25 protein-coding genes are annotated in these 24350 nt (G+C 63.3%); 16 read left to right on the forward strand and 9 right to left on the reverse strand.

Annotation, left to right across the window (positions count from 1 at the left end; all coding sequences use genetic code 11):
• Positions 1-87: 87 nt before the first annotated feature.
• The gene (smpB, locus tag AAG612_RS07020; RefSeq protein ID WP_342508690.1) at positions 88-570 is read right to left on the reverse strand and encodes an SsrA-binding protein SmpB; all 483 of its coding nucleotides are present in this window, start codon (positions 568-570) and stop codon (positions 88-90) included.
• A 119-nt stretch (positions 571-689) separates the two neighbouring features.
• Here smpB and AAG612_RS07025 point away from each other — a divergent pair, with 119 nt between their 5' ends.
• Complete coding sequence (locus AAG612_RS07025) at positions 690-1754, forward strand: succinylglutamate desuccinylase/aspartoacylase family protein (RefSeq protein WP_342508692.1); 1065 nt, start codon at positions 690-692, stop codon at positions 1752-1754.
• Here AAG612_RS07025 and AAG612_RS07030 read toward each other — a convergent pair.
• Together AAG612_RS07030 and dapA are read right to left on the reverse strand one after the other, a co-directional pair.
• Entirely contained in the window at positions 1751-1999 is a 249-nt protein-coding gene (locus AAG612_RS07030; RefSeq protein ID WP_342508694.1) for a hypothetical protein, read from the reverse strand. The genes AAG612_RS07025 and AAG612_RS07030 overlap by 4 nt on opposite strands.
• Positions 1999-2880, reverse strand: a complete 882-nt coding sequence (dapA, locus tag AAG612_RS07035) for a 4-hydroxy-tetrahydrodipicolinate synthase (RefSeq protein WP_342508696.1) — start codon at positions 2878-2880, stop codon at positions 1999-2001. The genes AAG612_RS07030 and dapA overlap by 1 nt, the downstream gene beginning before the upstream one ends.
• A gap of 104 nt (positions 2881-2984) precedes the next feature.
• Between dapA and AAG612_RS07040 the strand changes: the two genes are divergently transcribed.
• From AAG612_RS07040 to AAG612_RS07050, 3 genes are read left to right on the forward strand one after another with little or no spacing between them, the layout of a single operon-like run.
• A complete protein-coding gene (locus tag AAG612_RS07040) occupies positions 2985-4937 on the forward strand; it encodes a lytic transglycosylase domain-containing protein (RefSeq protein ID WP_342508698.1) in 1953 nt (650 codons plus the stop codon).
• A gap of 20 nt (positions 4938-4957) precedes the next feature.
• Positions 4958-5455, forward strand: coding sequence for a transcription elongation factor GreB (greB, locus tag AAG612_RS07045; RefSeq protein WP_342508700.1), 498 nt, complete (start codon positions 4958-4960; stop codon positions 5453-5455).
• A complete protein-coding gene (locus AAG612_RS07050; RefSeq protein ID WP_342508702.1) occupies positions 5452-5949 on the forward strand; it encodes an invasion associated locus B family protein in 498 nt (165 codons plus the stop codon). The genes greB and AAG612_RS07050 overlap by 4 nt, the downstream gene beginning before the upstream one ends.
• A gap of 78 nt (positions 5950-6027) precedes the next feature.
• Here the strand turns inward: AAG612_RS07050 and AAG612_RS07055 are convergent, their stop codons facing one another.
• Entirely contained in the window at positions 6028-6696 is a 669-nt protein-coding gene (locus AAG612_RS07055; RefSeq protein ID WP_342508704.1) for an outer membrane protein, read from the reverse strand.
• Positions 6697-6922: 226 nt separating this feature from the next.
• Between AAG612_RS07055 and rlmN the strand changes: the two genes are divergently transcribed.
• The 12 genes from rlmN to AAG612_RS07115 all read left to right on the forward strand — a co-directional run bounded on the left by rlmN (position 6923) and on the right by AAG612_RS07115 (position 17004).
• Positions 6923-8173: a dual-specificity RNA methyltransferase RlmN gene (gene rlmN, locus AAG612_RS07060; protein WP_342508706.1), complete on the forward strand. Its 1251-nt coding sequence runs from the start codon at positions 6923-6925 to the stop codon at positions 8171-8173.
• A 91-nt stretch (positions 8174-8264) separates the two neighbouring features.
• Positions 8265-8816 (forward strand): MOSC domain-containing protein, encoded by a 552-nt coding sequence (locus AAG612_RS07065; RefSeq protein WP_342508708.1) that lies wholly within the window; start codon positions 8265-8267, stop codon positions 8814-8816.
• Positions 8817-8896: 80 nt separating this feature from the next.
• Positions 8897-9877 carry an acyl-CoA thioester hydrolase/BAAT C-terminal domain-containing protein gene (locus AAG612_RS07070; protein ID WP_342508710.1) on the forward strand — a complete coding sequence of 327 codons (981 nt, stop codon included), beginning with the start codon at positions 8897-8899 and terminating at the stop codon, positions 9875-9877.
• 109 nt (positions 9878-9986) lie between these two features.
• Positions 9987-10763 (forward strand): SDR family oxidoreductase, encoded by a 777-nt coding sequence (locus tag AAG612_RS07075; protein ID WP_342508712.1) that lies wholly within the window; start codon positions 9987-9989, stop codon positions 10761-10763.
• Positions 10760-11485, forward strand: a complete 726-nt coding sequence (locus AAG612_RS07080; protein ID WP_342508714.1) for a cytochrome b/b6 domain-containing protein — start codon at positions 10760-10762, stop codon at positions 11483-11485. Before AAG612_RS07075 ends, AAG612_RS07080 begins: the two co-directional genes overlap by 4 nt.
• Positions 11482-12234, forward strand: coding sequence for a molybdopterin-binding protein (locus AAG612_RS07085; RefSeq protein ID WP_342508716.1), 753 nt, complete (start codon positions 11482-11484; stop codon positions 12232-12234). Before AAG612_RS07080 ends, AAG612_RS07085 begins: the two co-directional genes overlap by 4 nt.
• A 70-nt stretch (positions 12235-12304) precedes the next feature.
• Entirely contained in the window at positions 12305-12568 is a 264-nt protein-coding gene (locus AAG612_RS07090) for a hypothetical protein (RefSeq protein ID WP_342508718.1), read from the forward strand.
• A 43-nt stretch (positions 12569-12611) separates the two neighbouring features.
• Positions 12612-13916: a class I SAM-dependent methyltransferase gene (locus AAG612_RS07095; protein WP_342508720.1), complete on the forward strand. Its 1305-nt coding sequence runs from the start codon at positions 12612-12614 to the stop codon at positions 13914-13916.
• A gap of 84 nt (positions 13917-14000) precedes the next feature.
• Positions 14001-14264, forward strand: coding sequence for a DksA/TraR family C4-type zinc finger protein (locus AAG612_RS07100; protein ID WP_342508722.1), 264 nt, complete (start codon positions 14001-14003; stop codon positions 14262-14264).
• A 63-nt stretch (positions 14265-14327) separates the two neighbouring features.
• Positions 14328-15581 carry an argininosuccinate synthase gene (locus AAG612_RS07105; RefSeq protein ID WP_342508724.1) on the forward strand — a complete coding sequence of 418 codons (1254 nt, stop codon included), beginning with the start codon at positions 14328-14330 and terminating at the stop codon, positions 15579-15581.
• A gap of 123 nt (positions 15582-15704) precedes the next feature.
• A complete protein-coding gene (locus AAG612_RS07110) occupies positions 15705-16298 on the forward strand; it encodes a septal ring lytic transglycosylase RlpA family protein (RefSeq protein WP_342508726.1) in 594 nt (197 codons plus the stop codon).
• A 64-nt stretch (positions 16299-16362) separates the two neighbouring features.
• Positions 16363-17004 (forward strand): hypothetical protein, encoded by a 642-nt coding sequence (locus AAG612_RS07115; protein WP_342508728.1) that lies wholly within the window; start codon positions 16363-16365, stop codon positions 17002-17004.
• Here the strand turns inward: AAG612_RS07115 and AAG612_RS07120 are convergent.
• The 5 genes from AAG612_RS07120 to uvrA form a co-directional block, all read right to left on the reverse strand.
• Positions 16952-17869: a hypothetical protein gene (locus AAG612_RS07120; protein ID WP_342508730.1), complete on the reverse strand. Its 918-nt coding sequence runs from the start codon at positions 17867-17869 to the stop codon at positions 16952-16954. The genes AAG612_RS07115 and AAG612_RS07120 overlap by 53 nt on opposite strands.
• Before the next feature lie 274 nt (positions 17870-18143).
• Positions 18144-18368 (reverse strand): hypothetical protein, encoded by a 225-nt coding sequence (locus tag AAG612_RS07125; protein ID WP_342508732.1) that lies wholly within the window; start codon positions 18366-18368, stop codon positions 18144-18146.
• Positions 18369-18462: 94 nt separating this feature from the next.
• A complete protein-coding gene (locus AAG612_RS07130; protein ID WP_342508734.1) occupies positions 18463-20202 on the reverse strand; it encodes a ParB N-terminal domain-containing protein in 1740 nt (579 codons plus the stop codon).
• Positions 20156-21136 carry a DNA-methyltransferase gene (locus tag AAG612_RS07135; RefSeq protein WP_342508736.1) on the reverse strand — a complete coding sequence of 327 codons (981 nt, stop codon included), beginning with the start codon at positions 21134-21136 and terminating at the stop codon, positions 20156-20158. Before AAG612_RS07135 ends, AAG612_RS07130 begins: the two co-directional genes overlap by 47 nt.
• Positions 21137-21198: 62 nt before the next feature.
• Entirely contained in the window at positions 21199-24198 is a 3000-nt protein-coding gene (gene uvrA / locus AAG612_RS07140) for an excinuclease ABC subunit UvrA (RefSeq protein WP_342508738.1), read from the reverse strand.
• Positions 24199-24350 lie beyond the last annotated feature (152 nt).

Here is a 24350-nt window from a genome sequence, read left to right on the forward strand (position 1 = left end):
GACCCGACTAGCGCGGAGAGCATGGCCGGTACGTTAATCGATCGCCCCGCTCACCGCAAAAATCGCGCGCCCCGTCAGCGCCTCGCGTCAGCCACGCTCCCGCATTATTCGCGCCTTGTCGCGCTGCCAGTCACGATCCTTGAGGTAATCGCGTTTATCCTTGGTCTGACGTCCCTTGGCGAGCGCCAGTTCGACCTTCGCGCGGCCCTGACCGTTAAAGTACACACTAAGGGGCACAAGCGTCATTCCCTTGCGCTCAACCGCACCAAGCAGCTTTTCGATCTCTCTTTCGTGCAACAGCAGCTTGCGCGGGCGCTTGGGCTCGTGGTTCAGGCGGTTGCCATGGGTATATTCGGGGATGTTGGCATTGATGAGCCACGCCTGCCCGTCGCGCACCTCGGCATAGGATTCGGCAATCGCCGCCTCGCCCGACCGGAGCGACTTCACCTCGGTGCCCTGCAGCGCGATGCCCGCCTCGAACTTCTCTTGCACCTCATAGTCGAAGCGCGCGCGCCGGTTCTCGGCGACGACCTTGCGCTTGTCGAAGGTGGTGGGTTTGGGGCGAGCCATAAGGGGGCGCGATGTAGGCGCGTCGTGCGCCAATTGGAAGGGTCGGCGCAGCAATGCGCTGGGGGATGACGCCGGGTCGCCGCTTGCGCAGCGCGCCATGCCCGTGGCTATGCTGGGAGATGGACCAGCCCGAACCCTTCGCCATCCACGATGTCGAGATTGCGCCCGGCACTGCGGAAATCCTCAAAATCCCGGTCAGCCAGCAGGTCACCGGGCTTGAGGCGTCGCTGGCACTCAAGGTGCTGCACGGCGCGAAGCCCGGCCCGGCAGTGTTCGTCAGCGCGGCGATCCATGGGGACGAGATCGTCGGGACCGCGATCATCCAGCGGCTGCTCGACCACCTGATGCCCGGCGCGATGGCGGGCACGCTGATCCTTGCCCCGGCGGTCAATATCTACGGCTTCGCCTCGCACAGCCGCTACCTGCCCGACCGGCGCGATCTCAACCGCAGCTTTCCGGGTTACGAGAACGGCAGCCTCGCCGCGCAGCTGGCGCATACTTTCCTCGAACAGGTGATCGACCGCTGCTCGCTCGGCATCGATCTGCACACCGCCGCGGTGCATCGCTACAACCTGCCGCAGATCCGCATCGCCTCGGGCAGCCCGTACCTCACCGAACTGGCGATGGCCTTCGCCCCGCCGATCATCATCGAAAGCCCCTTGCGGCCCGGATCGATGCGCGCGCTCGCGGCGGATCGCGAGGTGCCGATGCTGCTGCTCGAAGCGGGCGAGGCGCTGCGGTTCGACCGGCATGCGATCAGTGTCGGCGTCCACGGCGTGCTGCGCGTGCTGGCGCATATCGGGATGCTCGAACGGCACGGCGGAGCGGACCAGGTGGAAGTGCCGATCCGCGCCAACCGCTCGACCTGGGTCCGCGCGCCGAGGGGCGGCGTCTCGCGCCGCGTGCGAAAATCGGGCGACATCGTGAAGCAAGGCGGCCTGCTGGCGGTGGTCGGAGGCCTGTTCGGCGAGGACGGGATGGAAATGGCGAGCCCGGTCGATGGCGTGGTGATCGGCCATGCGACGCTGCCGGTGGTCAACCAGGGCGATGCGATGTTCCATGTCGCGGAGGTCGAGACGCCGGATCGCGTCGGCAAGGATGCGCGCAGCATCGTGGAAGCAATGGCGGTCAGCCAGCCGCCCCACCCGCCGACGACGCTGCTGGACGAGGACGAGGTGCTTTAGGAGACGACGAAGACGTCGAGCGTGACAAGCACAACACCGCTTGCCATCACGAACCAGCCGCCGCGTTTGATCTTCGAGGGATTGCGAAGTTGCGGGTAGGCTTCGAGTTCACGGCGTTCTTCGAAATAACGGTCCTTGCCGGATTGCAGACGTTGCTGCGCATCCCTTGCCGACTTTGCGGCAGTGAACACCGTAAAGGCGCCCATCAAGATCAACGCGATTCCGAACCAGCCAGACGTGCCCATCACACCAGCCCCGCATGCTCCAGCGCCTTGTCGACGGCATATCGCGCCGCCTCCGAGCACGCAGTCAAAGGCAGCCGCACTTCGTCGGTCATCCAGCTCTGCGTGCGCGATAGCGCATATTTGACCGGCGCGGGGCTCGAATCCTCGAACATCGCATAGTGCAGCGGATACAGCCGGTCGTTGAGTTCGCGCGCGCGTACCAGGTCGTTATCCGCGCAGGCCTGCTGGAATTCGGCGCACAGCTTGGGCGCGACGTTGGCGGTCACCGAGATGCAGCCCGATCCACCCGCGGCGTTGAAGGGCAGCGCCAACTCGTCATTGCCCGACAGCTGGCAGAAATCTCTGGAGATGCCCATGCGGTGGTCGGCGACGCGCGACAGGTCCTCGCTCGCGTCCTTGATCGCGATAATTACGTCGGGGAATTTCTCCGCCAGCTCGCAGACCGTTTCAGGCAGGATGTCGGTCACCGTGCGGCCGGGCACGTTGTAGAGCACGATCGGCAACTCGCCATGTTCGGCCAGATGGCTGAAATGCGCGATCAGGCCCGCCTGGCTCGGCTTGTTGTAATAGGGCGCAACGCACAGGCCTGCGGTCACCCCCGCCTTTTTCGCGAATTTCAGATGCAGCAGCGCGTTGTTCGTATCGTTGCTGCCGCACCCGGCGATGATCGGGACGCGGCCAGCCGCCTGCTCCACGCACAATTCGATCACCCGGTGGTGTTCGGCATTGGACAGAGTTGAGGCTTCGCCGGTCGTCCCGCACGGCACCAGCGCGGCGCTGCCCTGCTCGATTTGCCAGTCGACCAGCGTGCGAAAGGCGGCTTCGTCCAGCGTGCCGGCCCGAAACGGGGTTACCAGCGCCGGGATAGAGCCTGAGAACATTTGAAGCGCTCCTGCATTGGGACTATATAAGGGGCGACAAACACGGGGTTTCGCACCCTGTTCCACCCATTCGTTCAGTGCCTGATAAGGAGCCAGTGGCCATAATGTCCAGCATGACCCGACTTCCCTTTCTGGCGCTTGCCCTCGTTTCCACCACCTCGATCACCCCGCCTGCATTCGCCCAGGATGCCGCAAGCTGGGACCGCGCCCGGGTGGAGCTGATTGCCAGCGCCCCGACGCAAATGGCGCAGGTCATCGATCGATGGGAATACCTGATCGAGCAGCGCGAGCTGCCCTTCACCGAATATGCGAGCTTCCTGCTTGCCTATCCCGATTTCCCGCAGGGCGACCGGCTGCGCGAACGCGCCGAGAACCGCCTCGACGAAAGCGTCGCCTCGCCCGAGAGCCTGGTGGCCTATTTCGACGCCAATCCGCCGGTCACAAATGCCGGCAAGGCACGCTATGCGCTCGCGCTGGCCTCCGTATCGCGCCCCGAAGCCGCCGAGGTCGCGCGCGAGGCGTGGCGTGGCGGGCAGATGAGCGCGACGAGCGAGCCCTATCTGCTCTCGCTCTTCGGGTCGCAGATCACCCCCGCCGACGACGATGCGCGGATGGATGCACTGCTGTGGCAGAGCTCGCTCGAAGCGGCGCAGCGCCAGATCAACCGCGTGTCGCCCGCAAAGCGCAATCTGTTCACCGCGCGGCTTGCGCTGATCCAGGGCTATACGCCCGAGAGCCAGGGCCTCGCCACGCCGCCCGATGCCAATCAGGACCCGGGCTATATTTACAACCTTGCGAAGTATTACCGCGAAAACGGCCAGCTGCCGCAGGCGATTTCCCTGCTCGCCAACCGTCCGTCCTTCGCCAAGCCCGCTTTCGACCCCGAAGATTTCGTCGGCGAGGCGCTGCGCGTGGCGCGCGGAGCAGGCTCCGATCCTTCAGCGCAGATCGCGGCCAAGGTCGACGATCTGTTCGCGCCCGGTACCGATATCAGCAAGGAAGCCTATCGCTTGCGCGACGACTATACCTCGCTGATGTGGCTGGGTGGGACCAACGCCTACTGGAACCTCGGCCAGCCGGGGCGCGCGGCCCCGCTGTTCTATCGCTACGGCGCGGCGGCACAGACCCCGCAGACCCGGTCCAAGGGTTTCTACTGGGCGGGCCTCGCCTCCGAACGCGCGGGCGAGAGCAGCGAAGCGACCCGCTATTACGAGATGGCAGCGCGCTATTCCGACCGTTTCTACGGCCAGCTCGCGCTTGCCAAGCTGGGCCGCGAAATGCCTTCGCTGGGCGGCAACAGCGTCGCCCTGCCGACTGCGGAGCAACGCGCCGCCTTCGAACGTGCGCCGCTGACCAATGCGGTGCGCGAAGTGGCGCGCGGCGCACCGTGGCGCACGGGCATCCAGTTCTACCAGGAAATCTCCGATCAGGCCGAAACGCCCGAAGAGCACGCGCTGGTCGCCGAACTGGCGCGCGAAACGGGCCGCCGCGATCTCGCCGTCAATGTCGCCGAGGCGGCGGCTGCCGATGGCCACCGGGGCTTCGTGACCCAGGGCTTCCCCACGATGACACCTCCCGGCGGGGCCAACTGGACGATGGTCCACGCGATCTCGCGGCAGGAAAGCCAGTTCGCCGCCAACGCGATCAGCCATGCCGGCGCACGCGGCCTGATGCAGCTGATGCCCGCTACTGCGCGTGAACAGGCGGGCAAGCTGGGCCTTGGCTATAGCCGTGACAACCTGATCGCGGACCCGGTCTACAACATGCAGCTCGGCAATGCCTATTTCGCCCGCATGCTGGACTATTATGGCGGTGCCTATCCGCTCGCCATCGCGGCCTATAACGCCGGGCCGGGCAACGTGAACAAGTGGCTGCGCGCCAATGGCGACCCGCGCCAGGGCGGGATCGACTACGTCACCTGGATCGAGCGAATCCCGATCTACGAGACCAAGAACTACGTCCAGCGCGTGATCGAGAATGCCGCCATCTACGAGCAGCTCAATCCGAACCGTGCGATGACGGGCCGCCCCCGGATGGCGGGTGACTTCCTGCGCTAAGGCAGGCTAGTCTGCCGGGCATGGCTGCAGACAATCCGATCACGCCCGCCGGATATTCGGCAATGAAGGCGCGCTACGACCACCTGCTCGGCACCGCGCGGCCCGAGATCGTGGAGATCGTCAGCTGGGCTGCGGGCAATGGCGACCGCTCGGAAAACGGCGATTATATCTATGGTCGCAAGAAAATGCGCGAGATCGACCGCGAGCTGGCGCATCTCGCCCGGCGAATGAAGGCCGCGCGGGTGATCGATCCGGCAGACCAGCCCAACCGGGACCGCGTGTTCTTCGGCGCGACGGTTACCCTGGTGGACGAGGACGACCGCGAGAAGGTGCTCACTCTGGTCGGCAACGACGAGGCGGAGGCGAGCGAGGGCCGCATCGGCTGGGGCTCCCCCATGGCGCGCGCGCTGCGCGGGGCCGAAGTCGGCGATACCCGGATGGTCAAAGGCCCAACGGGCCTGCGCGAGTGGGAAGTGCTGAGGATTTCCTATCCCGACAAGTCGAGTCAAGCAGCATGAAGCGCGCCGCAATCCTGATCGCGACTGCGGTAAGCCTGCTGGCGGTTCCCGCGCCGATCCTCGCCCGCGCGTCGCTCGGCGTGTTCGATGACTGGGGCGCCTTCCGCGATCCGCGCCTGCCGCGCTGCTACGCCATATCGAAGGGTGAACGCACCCGGGGCACGCGCGATTTCGAGCCTTATGCGACGGTCGGCACCTGGCCCAGCCGCAAGATCCGCAACCAGGTCCATCTTCGCCTTTCGCGGCGTCTGGCATCGAACGGCACGGTCACCTTGCGGATCGGCGGAGACACCTATCGGCTCACCGCTGGCGAGGCCGATGCCTGGGCACAGGACAAACGCATGGATGCGGCCATCGTCGCGGCCATGCGCGCGGGCAGCCGGATGAGCGTGATCGCGACCGACAGGGGCGGCAACCGCTTCACCGATCGCTACAGCCTGTCGGGCGTCGCCACCGCGATCGACGCGGCGAGCATTGCCTGCGCGCGGGATTAGCCCTCGGTAGAGTTCAGACACAAAAAGGGCGCGGCCATTGCTGGCCACGCCCTCTCGTCAGTCGATATCGGACTACGCTTAGAAGCGCGCGCCGACGCCGACCAGAACCTGGTGACGGTCCGTATCGACATCGAAACGCTCGCTGTCTGGCAGGGTGCCGTCGAAATCCACCTCGGCCTTCGAGTAGTTCGAATAGCGATATTCGACATTCGCAAAGAGGTTGTTGCCGAAGGCATATTCGAGACCGCCGCCAACGCGATAGCCATCGAGGTCGTAATCGTCGTTGAACTCGGTCGTGCCGTCATTGCTGCGCACGTTGAGCTTGGCGTTGGTGTAGCCGCCCTTGGCGTAGAACATCATGTTCGGGTTGGCCTTCACACCGATGCGTCCACCCAGATAGAGGTCGCGACCGGCCGAGACGTTGCCGAAGCCGAAGCCTTCGAAGTCGCCGTCGTCGAAGTCGGTATCGGCGGTCGAGCCTGCGAATTCGGCTTCGGGGCCGATCACGACTTTGCCGAGATCGACGTCGTAGCCGACGCTCGCGCCGTAGAAGACGCCTTCCGCGGACTGGTCGTTGTTGTCGTTGCCATCGTCATCGATCGAGCTGCCGGCCTTGAGCTGGTCGTAGCCCGTCGTCGCCTGCACGCGCAGGCCGCTGAACGGCGTGTCTTCACCAACCTGCGCTGCGGCAGGTGCGGCCATCGCAACGAGCGAGCCGGTGGCGAGGAGTGCAAACATCTTGGTCATTCTGATTCTTCCTTCTTTCAAGTGCCGCCTGCGATTGCGGCACGCAGAGAAGGAATGTGCGAGGGCACCGCGAAGTTTCATTAACGTGACACAACAAGAAACTGTGGCATACGCGCAACAATCGTTCGTCCAACAGCCCCGATCGAGCGACGAGCGACAGGAACGAACGTGTGCCGAGCGGGGGTGCTGGAACTGAACGCAGAAAACGACTATGTGCCGCTCTCTCATGGCCGATACAGACCTCATGCCCTCGCCCGGACATATCGATCCGGTGCCGACCCCTCGCGACATCACGCCGCGCGCCGATGGGCGCGTGGACCTGATCGGCCTGCCCAAGCGCCGCATTGCCGAACTGTTCGAGGCCGCCGGGCTCGATCCGAAAGCCGCCAAGCTGCGCTCCAAGCAGGTGTTCCACTGGCTTTACCATCGCGGCGTGACCGACTTCGATGCGATGACCGATATCGCCAAGACGATGCGCCCGTGGCTCACCGAACGGTTCGTGATCGGCCGCCCCGAGGTGGTCGAGGCGCACCATTCGACCGACGGCACGCGTAAGTGGGTGCTGCGGACAAGCGACGGCAATGATTTCGAGATGGTGTTCATCCCCGATGCGGATCGGGGCACGCTGTGCATCTCCAGCCAAGTCGGCTGCACGCTCAACTGCACCTTCTGCCACACCGGCACGATGCGGCTGGTGCGCAACTTGACCCCGGGCGAGATCGTGGGCCAGGTGATGCTGGCACGCGATGCGCTGGGCGAATGGCCCAAGGGCCGGATGGATGTCGCCGAGGTCGAGGACGAGGCCGAATATACCGCCGATGGCCGCCTGCTGACCAACATCGTGCTGATGGGCATGGGCGAGCCGCTGTATAATTTCGACAATGTCCGCGATGCGATGAAGCTCGTGATGGATGGCGACGGGCTCGCCCTGTCGAAGCGCCGCATCACGCTTTCGACCAGCGGCGTGGTGCCGATGATGGCGCGCTGCGGCGAAGAAATCGGCGTGAACCTCGCCGTGTCGCTGCATGCGGTGAACAAAGAGGTGCGCGACGAGATCGTACCGCTCAACCGCAAATACGGGCTCGAAGAACTGCTCCAGGCCTGTGCCGATTATCCCGGCGCCAGCAACGCGCGGCGGATCACCTTCGAGTACATCATGCTCAAGGACAAGAACGATAGCGACGAGGATGCGCGCGAACTCGTCCGCCTGCTCAAGAAGTACGATCTGCCGGCCAAGGTGAACCTGATCCCGTTCAATCCGTGGCCCGGCAGCAATTACGAAACCTCGCTGCCCGAACGCATCCGCGCCTTTTCGGACATTGTCTTCGAAGGCGGGATCAGCGCGCCCGTCCGCACGCCGCGCGGGCGCGACATCGGCGCGGCCTGTGGTCAGCTGAAGACCGCGGCGGAAAAGAAGAGTCGCGCCCAGCGTGATCGGGAAGCGGCGGAGGCTGCAGCAGAGGTCGGCGCCGCGTGAGCTGGATCGTCGAGGCGATCTGCGCGGGACGCGCAGCCTCGCTTCGGGTGGAAAGCACAGCGCGATTGCCAAGTCGCCGCTCGATGGCCCGGTGGAGATCGGGCTCAGCGGCATTGCGGGAGACGAGCAGGTCGATCGCCGTCACCACGGTTTTCCGGCGATGGCCGTCCATCTCTACCCCGCCGATCACTATGCCTGGCTGAGACGCCAAGTCGGCGAACTGCCCGTGCTGGCTTCCGCAGGGGGCTTGGGCGAAAACCTGTTCGTCCATGGCATCGACGAAACCATGGTCTGCATCGGCGGTCGTTACCGGCTCGGCACCGCAATCCTGGAAGTCACCCAGCCCCGCCAGCCCTGCGCCACGATCGAGCGCCATCTGGGCCGCAAGGGCATTGTAAAAGCGGTCGTCGAAAGCGGGCGGTGCGGGATATTCTTCAGAGTGATCGAGCCTGGCCTGGCTGAAGCCGGCGACATATTGAATCCGATAGAGCGAGGCGAAACCGTCTGGCCTGTGCGGCGCGCCTTTCACCTCGTTTATGGTGGAGGCAAGCCGGATCGCAGCGAGCTTCAAGAACTTGCCTGCCTGCCCCGCGTTTCCGATCGGCTGATCCGCGACATTCGCCGTAAGCACCCTGCCACCTGATCGGCTCGGTCAGCGATCGGCATCTTGAAAAGAGCCACTCGAGGTGTAACACTCCAATAACACACCAAGGGAGGTTCTGCTTGCGTACGTTTCTGACAATTCTCGCCGCGTTCGGCCTGGGGCTCTCGACCAGCGCCGCGGCCGATCCCGGCCCCCCGGTCGCCCCGACCGAGATCATGGTCGGCGACGAACTGCCCTATGCTTTTTTCGCCACGCCCGAGGGTGAGGGCCCCTTTCCTGTCGTGATCGTGCTCGGCGGCAGCGAAGGGGGCGACATGGGATCGCGCAGCTCGGCCCCACGTTTCATCGAACAGGGCTACGCGGTGCTGGGGCTGCCCTACTACTCGCCCGGCTATCTTCCCCCCGCTCGACAGCTGCCCGAACTGCCCGAAGCCTTCGACTCGATCCCGCTCGAAAAGCTGGCCATCGCGCGCGACTGGCTCCGGGCGCGCGGTGATGTGCAGGGCGATACCATCGGGCTCTACGGCGTTTCCAAGGGGGCGGAATTCGTGCTTGCCGGTGCCAGCCGAATCGACGGATTTGCAGCCGTGGTTGCGATCGTGCCCAGCGATGTGGTCTGGGAAGGCTGGGGCCCGCAGGCGAAGCCGGGTGAGGTCAGCAGTTTTTCGTGGCAAGGCGAAGCACTGCCCTTCGTGCCCTATCTCGGCATGGAAGAAGAGTTCGCGAAATACGCGATCCCCGGGGCAGTCGTGCGCCTGCGCACACCGCAGGACGCCGGACGCCGCGCCAATCCCGAGCGCGTGCCAGCCGCACGCATTCGCGTCGAGGAGATTGACGAGCCGGTGCTCGTCGCGGGCGGCGATGCCGACAACACCTGGAACTCGGGCGGAATGGCGCAGAATGTCGCCGAACGCCGGGCCGAAGCAGGCGGGCTGGAAACGGTCGCGCTGATCTATCCGGACGCAGGCCACGCGCTGTCGGGCACCGGCGTCCAGCGGACCGAGGGCGAGTTCCGCTACGACGAAGCGACGCTTGCCGCGCAGCGGGAAATCTGGCCCGCCACGCTCGCCTTCCTCGCCGAGCACCTGAAGGGCGATTGAGCGTCGAAAGCGCGCGGACGGGGTGGTCCTCGGCTCGATTTCCAAGACGTTTCGAATGTCCGTATCGAACGCTCTTTAATCCGACGCGACAGTGTGGTCTTATCGCACAGTGAAAAGACCCGCCGTCCTCGTCACCGGAGGCGCCCAGCGCGTCGGCGCGGCTTTCTCGCGGGCGTTCGCCGCTGCGGGCTGGCATGTCATTATCCATTACCGCTCGTCCGGGGACGCGGCCGCCAAGCTCGCAACCGGGCTTCCGTCGGCGGAAACCGTGCAGGCGGACCTGGCGCAGGACGGCGCGCCCGACCAACTTGCGCGCAGCATCGCCGCACGGATGGGCGACTGGCGGTGCCTCGTCAACTCGGCATCGGTTTTCATCCCGGACGATGTCACCGCGCTCGATCCCCAAACATTCGACACCTCGATGCGCGTCAACGCCCGCGCCCCCGCCCTGCTCGCGCAGAGCTATCTCGCGCATGCCCGCGCACCCGGTGGACGCCGGGTGATCCAGGTGACCGACCAGAAGCTGGCCAATCCCAATCCCGATTTCTTCAGCTACACCATGAGCAAGCATGCGCTCGACGCGACGATCCGGATGCTGGCCCAGACGCGCGACAATGGGGGTGCTGCGCGCAGCGAAGACCGCGTCTACGGCGTCGCGCCGGGAGCCATCCTCGCCAGCCACGACCAGAGCGAGGACGAGGCGGAGCGATCGCACCTGCTCAACCTGCGCCGCCGCAGGACCACGCCGCAGGACGTGGCCCAAACGGCGGTGATGCTGGCGCAGGGCGATCTGGCGAGCGGCGAGACCGTATTTGTCGACAGCGGCCAGCACCTGCTAAACCAGCCGCGCGACGTGATCTATCTGGAACGGGAAGGTGTGCGATGAGCTTACGCAAGTCACCGCGGCATTTCATCTCGACCCGCATCTGGCACTGGATCAACCTGATCGCGATCGTCGTCCTGTTCATGAGCGGGCTCAATATCTCCAACGCGCACCCCTATCTCTACTGGGGCAACTACGGATTCACTCCCGAACAGGCGTGGCTCGAAGTGCCGCGCTTCCCCGGCTGGATGACCATTCCGGGGTTCTACAGCCTCGCCAAGGCGCGCGACTGGCACCTGCTGATGGCCTTTCCCTTTGCCTTCGGCCTGCTCTTCATGTGGATCGCCATGCTGTGGAACGGCCATTTCCGGCGCGACCTGAAAACCGGCAAGCGCGAATGGCGCTGGTCCGCTATCCGGCAGGATATTGTGCAGCACCTGCGCTTCGATTTCAGCCACGAGGGCAGCGGGAAGTATAACTTCCTCCAGAAACTGGCTTACGGCGGCGTGCTCGGCATCCTGCTGCCCGGCATGATCCTCACCGGTCTCGCGATCAGCCCCGGGATAGAGCCGACGCTGTGGTGGCTGGTCGATATCCTCGGCGGACGGCAGAGCGCACGCTCGATCCATTTCCTGTTCGCCTGGGGCCTCGCCGGGTTCTTCGTCCTGCACGTGCTACTGGTGCTGCTGACCGGGCCGCTCGGCCACTTGCGCGCGATGACGCTGGGCGGCGAGCACGAGCCCACCAATCCGCCCTTCGCCAAACCCAAGGGAGATGCGGCATGAGCTTGCTGATCGAACGCCGCACCGTGTTGCTCGGCTCGGGCGCCATGATGCTGGGCGCGTGCTCCAAAGTCCACGAGAGCGCACCGGGACAGCGCCTGTTCGATGCCGTGGACGATTGGCATCAGGGCCTTCAGCGCAGCCTCACCGCGCGCAATGCCCTCGCCCCGGAGTTCTCGCCCGAGGACATCTCGCCCACATTTCGCGGCAACGGTTCCACCGATCCACAGAACGACGGCTATCCCGAACACGCCGCGAACAACTTCGCCGACTGGCGCTTCACGGTGAGCGGGCTCGTCCAACGCCCGCTATCGCTCTCGCTCGACCAGATCATGCGACTGCCCCAGCGCACCCAGATTACGCGGCACGACTGCGTGGAAGGGTGGAGCGCGATCGGCCAGTGGACCGGCCCGCAGCTTTCCACCTTCCTCGATCTGGCGGGGCTGCGCGACACCGCGAAGTACATCGTGTTCCGCTGCGCCGACGATTATACGCGCGGGCGCTATTACGAGAGCATCGACATGATCGACGCGCTCCACCCGCAGACGATTATCGCCCATCGCCTGAACGGCGAACCGCTGCCGATCAAGAACGGCGCTCCCCTGCGCGCCCGGGTCGAGCGCCAGCTGGGCTACAAGCATGCCAAGTATCTCACCGGGATCGAAGCGGTCGCGTCGCTCGACAGTATCGGGCTCGGGAAAGGCGGGTATTGGGAAGATTACGGTGGCTATCAATGGTACGCCGGGATGTGACCGGCTTGTCCGCCAAACTCCCTCCCGGTATCAGCGCGGCCTATTCACGCAATCGGGAAAAAGGCGGATCATGGCCCAGAGTTGGAGCGACGAAGAGGTACGGGTGCTGGTCGGCTGGACAGCGGACGATCTCGGCGCAAGCATGATCGTGAGGCTGGAGACGGTCAATAATCTGCCCGAAAGCGAGGACGATGTGCTGGTCTCGCGGATGGTCCTGAACAAGGATCAGGCCGTGCAGCTGGGGAACATGCTGTACGAGCTATCGGGCAAGCTGCCGCCCAAGATGGCCAAGCCGTCGCGCCTCGAAAAGATGTTGTCGCGCAAATCCGACTGACTATCGCCCCGAAAAGGACAATCGCGAAGGGTATAAGCACCTCATGTCGAGCAAGACGAACACCGCCGATCGGGCCGGCAACTCCGGCTCGCGCGGCCCCGCAACGCTGTTGCTCAGCCGCTATTTCGAAAGCCTCATCACGTTCGGCAGCCTGGCGGTGGAATTCGCCGATGGAACGCGCAAGCGCTTCGGCGAGGCGACGCCGGAACTTGCAGAAGTCGCGGTCCGCTTCGCCGATGAACGCGTACCGCGCGAAATCCTGCTCGACCCTGCGCTGGGCGCTGCCGAGGCTTTCATGGATGGCCGGCTGGTAATCGAGCGCGGCGATGTGATGGGGCTGATCACGCTATTCGCGCGCAACGCCCCGTGGGAGGCAGGGGCAAGCTACACCCGGCCAAGCACGATCAAGAAGATCGCCAACCAGATCGCCTTCCGCGGCGAACAGCTCAACAATGCGGTGCGCAGCCGCGCCAATGTCTCCCATCATTACGACATCGGCAACGATCTCTACCGGTTGATGCTCGATGTCGAGCACATGCAGTATAGCTGCGGCTATTGGCCGGACGACGACATGACGCTGGGCGAGGCACAGGAGGCGAAGCTGGCGCATATTGCCGCCAAGCTGGCGCTCGAGCCGGGCCAGCGCGTGCTCGATATCGGCTGCGGCTGGGGCGGCATGGCAATCTTCCTTGCCTCGCGCGCAAATGTTCACGTCACCGGCATCACGCTGTCGGAAGAACAGGCAGCGCTGGCGCGCGAGCGGGTGGCGGCCGCCGGCCTTTCGGACAAGGTCAGTATCGAACTGGTCGATTATCGCGACCATGCGGATGCGGGCGCGAAGTACGACCGGATCGTGTCGGTCGGCATGTTCGAGCATGTCGGCCAGCCGCAGTTCGACGGCTTCTTCCGCTGCACGGGCAAGATGCTGAAGACCGACGGAGTCATGCTGGTCCATACCATCGGCCGGATGGGTTCGCCCGGGTCGACCGACGCCTTCACCCGCAAATACATCTTCCCCGGCGGCTATATCCCGGCGCTGAGCGAAACGCTCGCCGCGAGCGAGAAGGCGCGGCTGATCGCGACCGATGTCGAAACGTGGCGGCTGCATTACGCCCGCACGCTGCGCGCATGGTACGCCAACAGCGAAGCCCATCGCGATCGCATCGTGGCGATGTACGACGAACGTTTCTATCGCATGTGGATGTTCTATCTGGCGGGAGCGGCAGCGTCGTTCGAGAATGGCGCGATGTGCAACTACCAGATCCAGTACGCCCGCCACCGGCACGCCCTGCCCTACACCCGCGACTATATGGGCGCGGCGGAGAAAGGCTTGCTGGCGAAAGGTTAGTCCGCCCGCACGCCTGGCCAACCGATTGAAATTCGGGGGTTCCGACCCCACATCGGCCGCTTCGGAAGCTCGAAGGAAAAGGCCATGGCAGGCGGATGGACGCGCGACGGCGCGGTGCAGGATCAGATCGACGACACGGTGTCGGACGCGGTGAGCGCGGCGCGCTCGCGCATGCCGAGCGGCGAGAGCGAGCAGTGGTGCGTCGAATGCGGCGAGGAAATTCCCGAGAAGCGCCGCGTCGCGCTGCCCGGAGTAAAGCGCTGCGTTCACTGCCAGTCGGGCCGGGATGCCGCGACCCGCAGCGCCGGCATCAATCGCCGGGGCAGCAAGGACAGTCAGCTGCGCTGACGCCAGACGCATCCGGCAGTAATCCGCGTTGCGCGTCTCGCAACCCGCTGCTAGCCGCGCCTCATGAGCAGCGAAACCAAGAACAACCGCCCGCATAACAACAAGGTCGTCCTCGCCTATTCGGGCGGCCTCGACACCTCCGTCATCGCCAAGTGGCTCGAAGTCGAGCGCGGACTGGAAGTCGTCACCTTCACCGCTGATCTCGGCCAGGGCGAAGAGCTGGAGCCCGCACGCCGTAAGGCGCAGGCGATGGGCATTCCGGACAAGCACATCTTCATCGAGGATTTGCGCGAGGAATTCGTGCGCGACTTCGTGTTCCCGATGATGCGCGCCAACGCCCGCTACGAAGGCGACTACCTGCTCGGCACCAGCATCGCCCGCCCGCTCATCTCCAAGCGTCTGGTCGAGATCGCACACGAGACCGGCGCCGGCGCCATCGCGCATGGGGCAACCGGCAAGGGCAACGACCAGGTTCGCTTTGAGCTCAGCGCCTACGCGCTCGCCCCCGATGTGACCGTGATCGCCCCGTGGCGCGAGTGGGACCTGACCAGCCGCACCGCGCTGATCGCGTGGGCCGAGGCGCACCAGATCGAGGTGCCCAAGGACAAGCGCGGCGAGAGCCCGTTCTCGACCGATGCGAACCTCCTCCACACCTCGTCTGAAGGCAAGGTGCTCGAAGACCCGTGGGAGGAGACGCCCGACTACGTCTACTCGCGCACGGCCAACCCCGAGGATGCGCCCGACACCCCCGAATACATCACGATCGCCTTCGAACGCGGCGACGGGGTTTCGCTCAATGGCGACGCGATGAGCCCGGCCGAGCTGCTGACCGCGCTCAACGATCTGGGCCGCACGCATGGGATCGGGCGGCTCGATCTGGTAGAGAACCGCTTCGTGGGCATGAAGTCGCGCGGCATGTACGAAACGCCGGGCGGCGAGATCTACGCCCGCGCGCATCGTGGGATCGAGCAGATCACGCTCGATCGCGGGGCGGCGCACCTCAAGGACGAACTGATGCCCAAATATGCGGAGCTCATCTACAACGGCTTCTGGTTCAGCCCCGAGCGCGAGATGCTGCAGGCGGCGATCGACCACAGCCAGGCGCGTGTCACCGGCGAGGTGCGACTCAAGCTGTACAAGGGCAATGCCGACGTCGTCGGCCGCCGCAGCCCGCACAGCCTCTATTCCGAAGCGCACGTCACATTCGAGGACGATGCCGGCGCATACGACCAGCGCGATGCGGCAGGGTTCATTTCGCTCAATGCCTTGCGCTTGAAATTGCTCGCAAAACGGGACCAGCGTACGCCGGAGGGCTGAATTCGGGCAACAATCGACAAGGCCCGCGAAAGGTCCGAAGCTATCGGCCCAAATGTGGCGAAAGCGCGGCGAGCTGCCTGCGTCCATGTTCCGCTTTAGGATTTCCCGTCTAAATTTCCTGACATGGACGGGAAACACAACACCCTTCGCCGCGCCGCGCTGCCCGGGCTTGCCCTGGCCGTACTCGCCCTGCCGCTCGTCGGCGCGATCGCGCAGGACGCGCCGGGCCAGCAGGCACTGGTGGCCAAGCTTGCGTCGCCGGTCGAGCCTGCGAAGCTGACCGACGAGATCGTGCCTGTCGCAGCGGCCGAGCCTGACTTCGAAGTCAGCTTCGCACGCTTCGACATCGATCCGCCCGAGCCCGCCGTCGGCCCGCGCGCGGTCGACCTCGGCACCTTCGATCCGCCGGTCGAGGCCGAGCCCGACCTCTGGCGCAGCGGCGTCGCCTCCTATTACGGCCGCCGCTTTCACGGTCGCCGCACCGCCAATGGCGAGCGGTTCGACATGAATGCGATGACCGCCGCGCACAAGACGCTGCCTTTCGGCACCAAGGTGCGCGTCACCAATCCGCGCACGGGCAAGAGCGTGGTGGTCCGCATCAACGATCGCGGGCCCTATGCCCATGGCCGCGAGATCGACGTCAGCCGCGCCGCCGCCACCCAACTGGGCCTGATCCAGCGCGGCCATGGCACGGTGGAGCTCGCGCTGGTCGACTGAGACCGCTTGCCCTGCGCGCCCCGCCCGGCATAATGCGCCGGGGTTTTTCGGGGGGCACGGCGGCATGAATCCGCAATTCGACTACATCTTCGAGCTTTTCACGCTGCTCATCAGCCTCGCCGTGGCGGAGATGCTGATGGGCTTCTCGCGCATCCTCAAGCTGCGTGCGCGGCGCAAGGCGGGGGTCGATCCCACCGCGATCGAGGTCCGCGTGGGCTGGCTGGTCCCCATGCTCGGCCTGCTGGTGCTGGTCGACCTCGCGACGTTCTGGAGCATCATCTGGTCCATGCGCGGCGTGCTCGACATGCGGATGGCGACGATCTTCGGCGTCCTCGTCCTGATCGGCGGCTACTACCTCGTCGCGACGCTCGTCTTTCCCGACGAGCCCGAGCTATGGCCCGATTTCGACGCCTATTTCTGGCAGCAGAAGCGCTGGGTGGTGGGCGGCATGCTGCTGATCAACCTCGCCACGGCCACCGCCTCCTTCCAGCTGGGTGCGCAGACGCAGGAACAGGGCGAGCTGATGGCGCAGGCCGCGCAGCAAAACCCGCCATTCGCGATCGCCATGCTGATCCTGCTGTTCAACTACCCAGCCTTCCTATGGCTGGCGTTGACCAAGGGGCGGCGGCGCAGCATCGTGCTGATGGTCTTCTTCACCCAGCTGTTCTTCGCTGCCACGTCGTGGGGGATCGAGGGGCTCTTGTAGCCGCGCGCGCGCCCTCGTGGTTGGGGCGCGCACCCACCGATGCCTGCGCCCGATCGCGTCGCTGCCCGGGTGCGTTACCCGACGCTCCTGACACACCTGACACAGTGTCCTGGGACGAAAAGATTCCGCCCACGCAGGCGCCTTGCGAACGAACCTGCTGTTGCCCGGCGTCGGGTAAGCAGGCCGCGTGTTCGCCTGCATCCTCCACCGACGACCCACGCGCGTCTGCGGGCGCTTGCTCCGGCTCCGCCGCGCCCCCGCCGTCCGGTACGGGTTCGGCTTCGTCCTCATCGGGTTGCGGCGCGTCCCGCGCCTCCTCCCGCTGCTCCTCGACGCGCGTCCCGGTGTCGTCCTGCGCCGCCCCGCCCGCGGCGACGAAGGTGATCTCCCTCGCGCTCTCCAGCGCGTTCAGCGCGCGCTCGAAATCGGCGGGCGAAGCGCCCTCCCCGTGCCGCTCGGCCAGCCGGTCGAGCCGCGCGAGGTGCGCGAGCAACAGGCGCGAATCGTAGCGGCGGCGCGTGGCGATCGCCTCGCCATGGTAATAGACCGTCTCCTCCACCCCGTTGATCGCGCGGTCGGCCAGCACCGCCTCGACCTGCGGCCGTGCGAGCAGCAGCGCCGCGTCCCACAGGTCCGCGAAGCGCGGGCACGCACGCCGCATCCGGTACACGGTGGAGCGCGAGACGCCCGTACGCCGCGCGGCGGCGAGCACGTTGCCGCACTGGGCGAGGCAATCGAGGAAGAAGGCCTGATCCTCGCGCGCGAATTGCGGCGGCGCGTCGTCCCCGCCGAAGCGCGGCAGGCAGGCGAGCGGATCGGGCATCCGCGCGCGGGTGTCGGTGGGGCGGCGATCGGCGGGGGTCATGAAGCGGTCCTTCATCGGGGGTGAGGGACCGATCCATCTATACGCGTGACGGCGTGTAGGACAGGTTTTGCAAACTGCGCGCCCATCCCCTCCCCCTCTCGTCGCCCCGGACTTGATCCGGGGCAAGGCTGCCTTCGCTCACTGCAAGGATAGCCGAACAGGCGAGCCGAAGCCTAATCCTCAAAGGCCTGCCAACAGGCAATGGTAGCGCAAGAGAGAAGCCTAAGCCCGGATCAAGTCCGGGCCGACGATTGAGAGAATGCAGCGAGAGCCCCTACCGCCCCCGCAAGTCCTCCCGCACATGGACCTTCACACTCACCGCACGCCCGAGCAGCACCTCTTCATTGCGCATATGGCGCAGCAGCTGTGCAGGCGTGGTCGAAGGCCGCTTCCCGATCCGGCCCGCATCGACATGGGCCTGCCACTCCTCATACGCGACACGCGCCGAGAGCGGCGGCCCGCCCATAAGCTCGGGGTGTTGTGGGGAGGGTTTGGACATGGGGCTGCCTCTCGGGTTCGTGGGTGGGGACCGGGGAGGCTAGTGGGGGAGAGGGGTGTAGGACAGAGGCTATTGTAGTCCAAAAATTCTGAAGTCACTTCACCTTTGATCGCAGTATTGTCGCCAAATCTGCATATTGAGATGACTTATAGCTCTTAAAATCGACGCTATTAATCCCGCCGAGGTTCAAATTAGATGGAACACCGCTGAATTTTCCGTCAGCAATGAGCTTTCTAAGAAGAATTATCAGTCCATTCACGACGGTCACCGATAGTATCCCCCCATCATCTCCCACGAGTTTCCACTTTCCTGAATCTAGCGCCGTTCTGCATTCGGCCAAGAAACCGCTGATAGTTGATACACAAAAATCGATATATGCATCTAAATCGTCGTTTGTCGCTGTGCCATCAGCGAACCTCGCCTTGGCGTCATTCTGATCCCAGATTGAAAATAGCGAGTCATTCCCGCTCCTCTTTGTTAACGGCTGAAGCCCATAAGCGACGATAGATGCCGTCTTTATCCTACCGGAGTCTAAGCTACTCCGAGCTAACCTTCCCGCCAGTGGTTGCGTAACAGCCAGACGATTCACAACAACACGGGAAACAGAGATTGGTTTAAACGGATCCAAGAGAACCCATATCGCCTGAATAATATCCGAGGCCGCGCTGGCTTGGGTAGAATTAATCTCCAGAAATAGCCCCGCCTCGAACCTCTCGCGCTCCTGATCCTTCATGCCAGACGGATAAATTATCCCCGTTGCCAGTAAATTTTGCTGAAGCCTATACTTATCTATTTTTTTGTCGGGCGTTATGTCGGCATAGTAAGAAAAAACTCTATGCTGACCATCGATTATACCAACTGAGTTTCCACGCTTTTTCAATTTGAGCGTTGCAGGGGTAGGCTTCGAAATATCCTCGTCTGACAGCACATGGCCGGATACGTCTTCAATCTTCGCATCGGCAGGGAGTGTGATGACGATATTATTTGCAAACACCCTCTCCTTTTCGCGAAGGTGAGCTCTTATCGCCTTTATCTTGGAAGGAATAATTAGGCGTTGATATAGATTCAAAGAGTCGCGCCAGCCGTTTCTTCTTAGGACGTATGCGCGTCTAAGAAGGGCATCCGGATCTATATAGAAGGAGACGATCCGAAATCCATCCGGAAAATGGGACTGCTCTCTTGGAAGTAGTAGGGCCTGGTAATCATCCTCCGGCGTGGTCGTCGAAATCACCCCATCCTGCCCAACGTTATTAGGGTCCACTCCCAAGAACTCAAGGACTTCTTGTCTAGCGGAAATTTTTACAACCCTAGTAAGGTTATTAAAATAGCTTCTTTCCGCCAAAGACATGAATTTGCTCGATTTGAAGAGCGCCTTATGATGATCCTCTAGAGAATCGATAGATGCGTATATTATGCGCACCTCAAGCTGTTTCGGAGTGTAGTTTACGTCACGGAACCACTCATCCAAGCCTGTAGATTTCTTACGGAAGAACTCTAGAAATTTAACCGGATTTTCGGCGATCTTGCTGTGTACACCGCCCTTTCCTTTGGCGTGCTTTGCTAGTCCCGCTCCACTACTACGAGTATATTCAGCCAACACGACAACGTTTTCGAAAACAAAAATATCGTCAAGCTCGCTCTTCAAACCCTCGAACTCGAAATGAACCCCATCAACAGGCGTAATTCTCGAGAATCCAATACGTTCGAAAATCACACGATGGGAACGCAGGAATGAGCGCTCGCGCGCCCTTTCTCTCCTGCGTTTCGCCAACTCTTCTTTTGACAGCTTAGGCTTCGGTAGTTTCCTTACCGATTTCTTCGTTCCCTGCGCCAAGATCCCCCTCCATGTCTTGCCTCCACTCTTCTGGAAGAGTGGAAACCCGCTCTCCCGGCTTTGGAGTTCTCGGTTCCATCCCTGAACGTCGAAGAATCAATCGCCCCTCGCGTGCAAGCTCAAGCCTTCTATTCGCGTCAGCAGCATAGCCATCGATAATCTCGAAGCCCAACCCAACACGATTATGCAAATCAGCACATATGACAGAAGTGCCGGTCCCCACAAAAGGATCTAGAACCACGTCTCCACTGTCGGTCATTGCCAGAACACACCGCTCCACGAGCTCGCTTGGAAATTGGCAAGGGTGGTCAGCAACCTTCTCAGGGTGGTTAGCTTTCACATTCGGAATATTCCAAACCGGCTCCCCAAAAAACGCGCTTTCCGGGTCGAACTCCCAATAATCTGACGGGTTCTTACCTCGGGGATTCCCACTAGGCTTTCCCGCCTTATCACCTTTGCTGGCCGAGTGTCTTTTGCCCGGATAAAGCTGCTTAACCCGAATTGGGTCGAGATTAAATTTGTATTCACCGCCCTTTGTAAACCAAAGGATTACCTCGTACCGTCCGGACAGCCGTTTTACCGCATTATATCCAAAATTATATCGCCATATGATGCGATTTCTGAAAGTCAGACCAATCTCAATTAGGAATGGATAGAACTCATAATCTAAGGGAACCAGAATTCCATCCCTGACATGCGAACCCAGCTGCAGACAAAGACTTCCGCCGTCTACAAGCGTACGCTCTACTTGCTGCAGAATCTCCTTGAGCCAAGCACTATATTCGCTAAATTTCTTGGGGTCATCTTTTTCGTAGGACTTGCCAATATTGTAAGGTGGGGAGGTGACACAAAGCTGGACTGAATTGTCTGGGATTTGAGCAAAAAGATCGAGCGCATCACCGGCAAAAATTTTGCTACCTGATAAATTCATCATCTAAAGCACCCAGCCCTAATTAGGTTGTAAACAGCAAATGCGATGGCAGTTTGCAAGCACAACTAATCCGCCGGCTCCTTAGCGTGCGCGTCGCTACGCTCTAGCATCGGTTTCAGATAGTGGCCGGTGTAGCTCGCCTCGGTCGCGGCGACCTCTTCTGGGGTGCCCTCCGCCACAATCTCCCCACCCCGCACACCGCCATCCGGCCCAAGGTCCACCAGCCAGTCAGCGGTCTTGATTACATCGAGATTATGCTCGATCACCACGACCGAGTTCCCCTGGTCGACCAGCCGGTGGAGCACTTCCAATAGCTTGCGCACATCCTCGAAGTGCAGGCCGGTGGTCGGCTCGTCGAGGATATAGAGCGTCTGCCCCGTACTGCGCTTGCTCAGCTCCTTGGCCAGCTTCACCCGCTGCGCCTCGCCGCCCGAAAGCGTGGTCGCCTGCTGGCCGACCTTGATATAGCCCAGCCCCACCTCGTTCAGCATCGCCATCTTGTCGCGGATCGGGGGGACCGCCTTGAAGAAGCTTTCCGCATCCTCGATCGTCATGTCGAGCACGTCGGCGATCGAGTGGCCCTTGAACTTCACCTCCAGCGTTTCGCGGTTGTAGCGTTTGCCGCCGCATTCCTCGCAGGTGACGTAGACGTCGGGCAGGAAGTGCATCTCGATCTTGATCAGGCCGTCGCCCTGGCATGCCTCGCACCGGCCGCCCTTGACGTTGAAGCTGAAGCGGCCGGGCTTGTACCCGCGCGCCTGGCTTTCGGGCAGGCCGGCGAACCAGTCGCGGATCTGGGTGAAGGCGCCAGTGTATGTGGCAGGGTTACTACGGGGCGTGCGGCCGATGGGCGACTGGTCGATCTCGATCACCTTGTCGCAATATTGCAGGCCGGTGACCTTGTCGTGCGCGCCTGCGATCACCCGCGCGCCGTTCAGCTCGCGCGCGGCGGCGGCGTAGAGCGTGTCGATGGTGAAGCTCGACTTGCCGGAGCCGGAGACGCCGGTGATGCAGGTAAAGGTGCCCAGCGGCAGCGACGCGGTGACGTTGTTCAGGTTGTTGGCGCGCGCGCCGTACACGGTCAGCTTGTGCCCGTTGCCCTTGCGGCGCGTGGCCGGGACTTCGATCTCGCGCGTGCCGTTGAGGTAGGCTGCGGTGAGCGACCTCTTGCTCTTGAGCACTTGCTTGAGCGTGCCTTCGGCCACGATCTCGCCGCCGTGGACGCCCGCGCCCGGGCCGAGGTCGACCACATAGTCGGCAGTGCGAATCGCGTCCTCGTCATGCTCGACCACGATCACCGTATTGCCGAGGTCGCGCAGGCGTTTCAGCGTTTCGAGCAGCCGGTCATTGTCGCGCTGGTGCAGGCCGATGCTCGGCTCGTCGAGCACGTAGAGCACGCCCGACAGCCCGCTGCCGATCTGGCTGGCGAGCCGGATGCGCTGGCTTTCGCCCCCACTCAGCGTGCCCGACTTGCGGTCGAGGTTGAGGTAGTCGAGGCCTACGTTGTCGAGGAAGCCCAGCCGCTCGTTGATTTCCTTCAGGATCGCGCGGGCGATCTGCTGCTGCTGGTCGGTCAGGCGTTCGGGCAGGTTCTCGAACCACACCTTCGCGTCGCCCACGCTCATCTGCGACGGGGTCGCGATGTCTATCGCGTCGTCGCCGGAGCCGGGCGTCCCGCCGATCTTCACCGCCAGCGCCTTCTCGTTCAGCCGCTTGCCGCCGCACGTCTCGCACGGCTGCGCGGTCTGGAACCTGGCCAGCTCGTCGCGCATCCACGCGCTCTCGGTCTGCAGCAGGCGACGGTTGAGGTTGCCGATCACGCCCTCGAACGGCTTGTTGCCCGTGTACTGCTTGCGGCCATCCTTGAAGGTCAGCGGCACGCGCTTGCCCTTGGTGCCGTAGAGGATGACGTCCTGGTTTTCGCGCCCGAGATCCTGCCACGGGGTGGTCAGGTCGAAGCCGAATTCCTTCGCCAGACTGGCGAGCACCTGCATGTAATAGGGCGAGGGCGGATTGCTCTTCGCCCACGGCATGATCGCGCCCTGCTTGAGCGTCAGCGCCTCGTTCGGCACGACCAGCTGCGGGTCGAAAAGCTGCTTCTCGCCGATCCCGTCGCACGTCGCACACGCACCCTGCGGCGCGTTGAAGGAGAACAGCCGCGGCTCGATCTCCTCGATGGTGAAACCGCTGACCGGGCAGGCGAACTTCTCGGAGAACACGATCCGGTTGGCGGGCACGCCTGCGCCCTTGAGCTTTTGCCCATCCTGAGTCCCAGCGGAAGCTGGGACCTCGTCCGGTTGCGCTCCACCGCCTGAGGTCCCAGCCGTCGCTGGGACTCGGTCGAGGTCCGCGAGGTCCACATAGGCCAGCCCCTCGGCCAGCCGCAGCGCGGTTTCGAACGAGTCCGCCAGCCGCGTCTCGAGCCCTTCCTTCACCGCGAGGCGATCGACCACCACTTCGATGTCGTGCTTGAACTTCTTGTCGAGCGCGGGCGCGTCTTCGATCGGGTAGATCTCCCCGTCGATCCGCACGCGGGTGAAGCCCGCCTTCTGCCACTCGGCCAGTTCCTTGCGGTATTCGCCCTTGCGCCCACGCACCACCGGCGCGAGCAGGTAAGCCCGAGTGCCTTCGGGCAGCGCCATCACCCGGTCGACCATGTTGGAGACGGTCTGCGCCTCGATCGGCAGGCCCGTCGCAGGCGAGTACGGCACGCCCACGCGCGCCCACAGCAGCCGCATGTAGTCGTAGATCTCGGTGACGGTCGCCACGGTCGAGCGCGGGTTCTTGCTCGTCGTCTTCTGCTCGATGCTGATCGCGGGCGAGAGCCCCTCGATATGCTCGACATCGGGCTTCTGCATCATCTCGAGAAACTGGCGCGCATAGGCAGACAGGCTCTCGACATAGCGCCGCTGCCCCTCGGCATAGATCGTATCGAAGGCGAGCGAACTCTTCCCCGAGCCCGAGAGCCCGGTGATGACGATCAGCGAATCCCTCGGCAGGTCGATATCGACGCCCTTGAGGTTATGCTCGCGCGCACCGCGCACGGAGATTTTGGTAAGTGCCATAGGGCGCGTGTTCCGGAAATGTTCGTTAGGGTCAATGGCGTGAAGCCATAAGATGTAGCCGACCGATCGCAGATTCAACGATCGCCCCGAGGGTATCGACCATCATAATAGAACTCATTTCGCCCAGTTTATTTCTTCCGCTTCAAAAATAC

Source organism: Citromicrobium bathyomarinum, assembly GCF_038594605.1.
GTDB lineage: Bacteria > Pseudomonadota > Alphaproteobacteria > Sphingomonadales > Sphingomonadaceae > Alteriqipengyuania > Alteriqipengyuania bathyomarina_B.

What these genes read in the sequence shown, in the direction of transcription:
- smpB (WP_342508690.1), bottom strand. Translation starts at nt 570, where the DNA reads ATGGCTCGCCCCAAACCCACCACCTTCGACAAGCGCAAGGTCGTCGCC.
- AAG612_RS07025 (WP_342508692.1), top strand. Translation starts at nt 690, where the DNA reads ATGGACCAGCCCGAACCCTTCGCCATCCACGATGTCGAGATTGCGCCC.
- AAG612_RS07030 (WP_342508694.1), bottom strand. Translation starts at nt 1,999, where the DNA reads ATGGGCACGTCTGGCTGGTTCGGAATCGCGTTGATCTTGATGGGCGCC.
- dapA (WP_342508696.1), bottom strand. Translation starts at nt 2,880, where the DNA reads ATGTTCTCAGGCTCTATCCCGGCGCTGGTAACCCCGTTTCGGGCCGGC.
- AAG612_RS07040 (WP_342508698.1), top strand. Translation starts at nt 2,985, where the DNA reads ATGTCCAGCATGACCCGACTTCCCTTTCTGGCGCTTGCCCTCGTTTCC.
- greB (WP_342508700.1), top strand. Translation starts at nt 4,958, where the DNA reads ATGGCTGCAGACAATCCGATCACGCCCGCCGGATATTCGGCAATGAAG.
- AAG612_RS07050 (WP_342508702.1), top strand. Translation starts at nt 5,452, where the DNA reads ATGAAGCGCGCCGCAATCCTGATCGCGACTGCGGTAAGCCTGCTGGCG.
- AAG612_RS07055 (WP_342508704.1), bottom strand. Translation starts at nt 6,696, where the DNA reads ATGACCAAGATGTTTGCACTCCTCGCCACCGGCTCGCTCGTTGCGATG.
- rlmN (WP_342508706.1), top strand. Translation starts at nt 6,923, where the DNA reads ATGGCCGATACAGACCTCATGCCCTCGCCCGGACATATCGATCCGGTG.
- AAG612_RS07080 (WP_342508714.1), top strand. Translation starts at nt 10,760, where the DNA reads ATGAGCTTACGCAAGTCACCGCGGCATTTCATCTCGACCCGCATCTGG.
- AAG612_RS07085 (WP_342508716.1), top strand. Translation starts at nt 11,482, where the DNA reads ATGAGCTTGCTGATCGAACGCCGCACCGTGTTGCTCGGCTCGGGCGCC.
- AAG612_RS07090 (WP_342508718.1), top strand. Translation starts at nt 12,305, where the DNA reads ATGGCCCAGAGTTGGAGCGACGAAGAGGTACGGGTGCTGGTCGGCTGG.
- AAG612_RS07095 (WP_342508720.1), top strand. Translation starts at nt 12,612, where the DNA reads ATGTCGAGCAAGACGAACACCGCCGATCGGGCCGGCAACTCCGGCTCG.
- AAG612_RS07100 (WP_342508722.1), top strand. Translation starts at nt 14,001, where the DNA reads ATGGCAGGCGGATGGACGCGCGACGGCGCGGTGCAGGATCAGATCGAC.
- AAG612_RS07105 (WP_342508724.1), top strand. Translation starts at nt 14,328, where the DNA reads ATGAGCAGCGAAACCAAGAACAACCGCCCGCATAACAACAAGGTCGTC.
- AAG612_RS07110 (WP_342508726.1), top strand. Translation starts at nt 15,705, where the DNA reads ATGGACGGGAAACACAACACCCTTCGCCGCGCCGCGCTGCCCGGGCTT.
- AAG612_RS07115 (WP_342508728.1), top strand. Translation starts at nt 16,363, where the DNA reads ATGAATCCGCAATTCGACTACATCTTCGAGCTTTTCACGCTGCTCATC.
- AAG612_RS07120 (WP_342508730.1), bottom strand. Translation starts at nt 17,869, where the DNA reads ATGACCCCCGCCGATCGCCGCCCCACCGACACCCGCGCGCGGATGCCC.
- AAG612_RS07125 (WP_342508732.1), bottom strand. Translation starts at nt 18,368, where the DNA reads ATGTCCAAACCCTCCCCACAACACCCCGAGCTTATGGGCGGGCCGCCG.
- AAG612_RS07135 (WP_342508736.1), bottom strand. Translation starts at nt 21,136, where the DNA reads ATGATGAATTTATCAGGTAGCAAAATTTTTGCCGGTGATGCGCTCGAT.
- uvrA (WP_342508738.1), bottom strand. Translation starts at nt 24,198, where the DNA reads ATGGCACTTACCAAAATCTCCGTGCGCGGTGCGCGCGAGCATAACCTC.